Here is a 3821-nt window from a genome sequence, read left to right as displayed (position 1 = left end):
GCGCCCGCGCATCGTGCTCGCAGATGAACCCGTTGCATCGCTCGACCCCGAGATATCAGGGCAGGTCATGGACGTGCTCTTCCGGTGTTGCGTCGAAGACAACATCACCGTGCTGTGCAGCCTCCACCAAGTCGACCTCGCGATCGACTGGGCCCACCGATTGCTGGGCCTGCGCGACGGCAAGGTCGTGCTCGACAGCCCGGTCGACGGCTCGATCGATCACGCCCGCATCATGGGGGTCTACCAACGCCTCGACCCGACAGGCGCAAAGGTCAGCGAGTACGTGGCCGACCCGGCCCCCGTGCGGATCTCGGCCTGATGACAGCCACCGCCGACGCTGTCCACGCCGACCCGACCCGAGCCTTCCGCGACGTCCCGCTCGCCGCCCCCTGGACGCGGCGACGGGTGCAGCTCGCAGCCATTGCCCTGGCGTTCATCATCGGCGCGATCTGGGGACTACGCCGCGTCGACATGTCGCTTTTCGCACTCATCGATGGATGGCCCGACACCTGGAACCTCATCCAGCGGATGTGGCCGCCATTCATCCCGGCCGACGACCGAACCCAGATTCTGAACCTGCTCGTCGACACGTTCTTCATGGCGTTTCTCGGAACGTTCATCGGAGTCGTTCTCTCGATCCCTCTCGGGCTTCTCGCTTCACGCAATGTGTCGCACAACTCAATCGTGCGCGGCACGAGCCGCGCAATCATCGCGTTCGCCCGCGCTGTCCCGTCGCTCGTCCTCGCACTCGTCTTCGTGCGAGTCTTCGGTATCGGCCCGATCGCCGGCATCCTCGCCCTCGGCATCCACTCGATCGGCTTCTGTGGCAAGTTGTTCTCCGCCGCAGCCGACAACATCGAACTCGGACCGCGAGACGGCGTAGCGAGCACCGGCGCATCACGCGGCCAGGAACTTCTCACTGGCGTGTGGTCGCAGATGATCCCGTCGGTGATCGCAACATCGCTCTACCGCGTTGAAATCAACTTCCGTGAAGGTTCGCTCATCGGCCTGGTGGGCGGCGGTGGTATCGGGCTCGCCATTCGCGGTTATCAGGGCAGCCTCCGATATCAGGAGCTGCTCGGGGTCACCTTGGTCGTCATCGTCGCAGTGATCGCAATGGAGTTGCTGTCCCAGGCAGCCCGCAAGACGATTCTCGGCGACAGCGACCCGTTCGGCAAGCGCACCGGCGCCATTGGTACGCGGTTCTCGCTGACCGGCCTGCTCGCACGAGCGCTCCGTCGCCGAACTCGCAACCGCACGGTCGTGGACGATCCGCCCGAAAGAGCGGCGAGGCATGCGAACGAGGCCGGTGATGTTCCGCTGTCGCCGCCGTGGAACAAAGAACGAATCAAGCTGGCCGCTCTGTCTGGAGGAGTCGTCGTGTGCACGATCCTCTCGTTCGTCCTGCCCGACATCGCTGTCGGCCGATTCTTCACCTCACTGATCGACATCCCTTCGACCCTGTTACGACTCGTACCCAGCAACTTCGACTTCTGGACGAGCCAGATCCGAAGCGACCTCGTGGAAACCATCGCCATGGGACTTGCCGCGACGTTCATGGCAATGCTCGCCGCGCTGCCGCTCTCGTTCCTCGCAGCATCGAACGTCGCGCCGAGCAGACTCGTCTTTCGAGTGACCCGCTTCGTGATGATCTTGGTCCGCGCAACCCCCGAACTCGTCCTCGCCGTGCTCTTCGTCGCAGCCCTCGGACTCGGCCCCAGAACCGGAACGCTCGCACTGGCCGTCGGCATCTTCGGGTTCTCCACACGACTCTTCGCCGACACGATCGAAGAAGCCCGATCCGGTCCGCGAGAAGGAGTTGTGTCCACCGGCGCAACCCGACTTCAGGACACTGCCTCTGGCGTTGCGCCCCAGGTGTGGCCAGCCCTCGTCAGCCAAGGCCTCTACATTTTCGACGTCAGCCTGCGCGCCTCGACCGTGCTCGGCATCGTCGGCGCAGGCGGCATCGGCTTCTTGTTGAGCAACTCGATGCGCACACTGAACTTCGAAGTCACCGGCGGCATCATCTTGTGCATCTTCGTCATCGTCGGAGCCATCGAAGTCGTCTCCAACTGGGTCGACCGTCAGATCACCTGACGCGTCGTCCCCGTCGACGTAGTGTGGACTGCGGTGCTACGACGGCCTCAGAGGCGGTCGGTTGTCGCAGCGGTCAGCCGTGCGATGGCGCCCCGAACACCGTGAACTCCATGGCGGGCGCAGCGAACATGACGAGTGTCGGTTATCACGCAGACCTCGTCACGGAGGTCACCTCCGGCAGCGGTGCCGGTACGTGGCGTGTCACCACGTCGACGATCTCCTCGGCGAGACCGATCGAGGATGCGAACACGCCACTCCAGCGCTTCGAAAGATCGGGATCGAACGTGAACGGCCGGCCCCAGACGTCACGCACGTGACCACCGGCGTTCTCGACGATGAGCGAGGTCGCGGCCACGTCGACGATGCGGTGCACGTCGCCGCCGGGGTCGCAGAACGCGTCGACCGCACCGTCAGCTACCAGTGCGGCCTCGAGGACCGACGCACCGAGCACCCGGATGCGATCAGCCCGCTCGGCCAGCTCATGCCACGCCGGACGAGTCGTCGCTCGCGGGCGCAGCATCGACAACGAAGCGCCATCGAGGCTCACCTGCATCGAAACGCCCGAGGACCGCTCGCCACGTGCTGCGGCCCAGGCCCGGCCGGTGTCGAACCATTCGACATGGGCGAACTCGACCCGATCGTCGATGACGGCAGCTGCCGCGAATCCGCAGATGGGGACACCTGCTGCGGCGTTCGCCGTGCCATCGACGGGGTCCATGACGATGGTCACCGCTGAGCCCCGGTCGATCCACCCGACCTCCTCGGAGAGCACGTTCACGCCGGCGGCGTCGAGAACGTCGAGGATCGGACGTTCTACGATGACGTCGAGCAAGTACGTCTCTGTCCCGTCGGCTCCGGGTCCTACGGTCCGGCGGCGTTCGGTGCCGTCCAGCGTCGCCATTGCATGCGCGTAGGCATCGCTCGCAGCGTTGGCGGCCTCGGCGAGCAGGGACGGCAGTCTGTCAATCGTTGTCATTGTCGACCACGATGACGTGTCCGGTTGGCATCCCGGTGTCGTCCGAGTGAAGACGCGACGAACTCTTGGTCGACGTCGGCGATGCGATAGCGACGCGAAGGTTGGATGGGGACGACGGGTCAGTCGGTGTCGGGCGATGGGGTCCCAATGTCCACCAGGACCCGGCGAGGTCGCCGCGGCCGCCGGTGGTGGCGACCATTCGACCCCATCCCTGGAGGCCCATATGCGACAGATTCCACGTGGTGGTCACCGTCTCGTCATCCTGCCGTGATGTCGTGCGGGCAGCATGTCACTGTTCTGTTCCGTCGAAAGGACTCACATGGACCTCCATCGCCTCCGTCTCGAAGTCGGCGACCACCCCGGACGCCTCGGTGCCGTGCTCGTCGGTCTGGGCCGACTGGGTATCGACGTCGTGGAGATCGACGTCCACAGCGTCGACGGGACCGTTCGCATCGACGACCTGCTGATCCGTCCGAGTCGTGGGATCGACATCCCGGCCATCGCGTTTGCGGTCGAACAGGCCGGCGGCCGTGTCGTGGAGATCCGGGCCGCATCGGCCCACGAACTCGAAGATCCGGTCACCCGGAGCATGCGCCTCACGGCGTGCGTGATTGCCGGAGCTGGCGTGGGGTCGGACGACGCTCTGATCGCATGGTGCGCCGGCGAACTCGTCCGCAGTGAACTGGCCTGTGTGGTCGACGCCCGGGTCGCATCCGTTCGGAGCATGGCGGGGCGAGCGATGTTCGGG

3 protein-coding genes and 2 pseudogenes are annotated in these 3821 nt (G+C 65.3%); 3 read left to right on the top strand and 2 right to left on the bottom strand.

Features of this window, described 5'->3' with window-relative positions; translation table 11 throughout:
- Nucleotides 1–319, top strand: a pseudogene (locus ACH2EI_RS08920) (phosphonate ABC transporter ATP-binding protein); the annotation flags it as partial.
- Nucleotides 319–2097, top strand: coding sequence for a phosphonate ABC transporter, permease protein PhnE (phnE, locus tag ACH2EI_RS08915; RefSeq protein ID WP_395159751.1), 1779 nt, complete (start codon nucleotides 319–321; stop codon nucleotides 2095–2097). The pseudogene ACH2EI_RS08920 and the gene phnE, both read left to right, overlap by 1 nt.
- Before the next feature lie 145 nt (nucleotides 2098–2242).
- Here the strand turns inward: phnE and ACH2EI_RS08910 are convergent, their stop codons facing one another.
- Nucleotides 2243–3073 (bottom strand): inositol monophosphatase family protein, encoded by an 831-nt coding sequence (locus ACH2EI_RS08910; protein ID WP_395153336.1) that lies wholly within the window; start codon nucleotides 3071–3073, stop codon nucleotides 2243–2245.
- Nucleotides 3060–3323, bottom strand: a complete 264-nt coding sequence (locus tag ACH2EI_RS08905) for a hypothetical protein (protein WP_395153335.1) — start codon at nucleotides 3321–3323, stop codon at nucleotides 3060–3062. The genes ACH2EI_RS08910 and ACH2EI_RS08905 overlap by 14 nt, the downstream gene beginning before the upstream one ends.
- A gap of 69 nt (nucleotides 3324–3392) precedes the next feature.
- Between ACH2EI_RS08905 and ACH2EI_RS08900 the strand changes: the two are divergent.
- Nucleotides 3393–3821 (top strand): annotated as a pseudogene (locus tag ACH2EI_RS08900) (hypothetical protein); the annotation flags it as partial.

The organism is Ilumatobacter sp. (assembly GCF_041688325.1).
Lineage (GTDB): Bacteria > Actinomycetota > Acidimicrobiia > Acidimicrobiales > Ilumatobacteraceae > Ilumatobacter_A.
This window is presented reverse-complemented; position numbering and strand designations above follow the sequence as displayed.

What these genes read in the sequence shown, in the direction of transcription:
- ACH2EI_RS08910 (WP_395153336.1), bottom strand. Translation starts at nt 3,073, where the DNA reads ATGACAACGATTGACAGACTGCCGTCCCTGCTCGCCGAGGCCGCCAAC.
- phnE (WP_395159751.1), top strand. Translation starts at nt 319, where the DNA reads ATGACAGCCACCGCCGACGCTGTCCACGCCGACCCGACCCGAGCCTTC.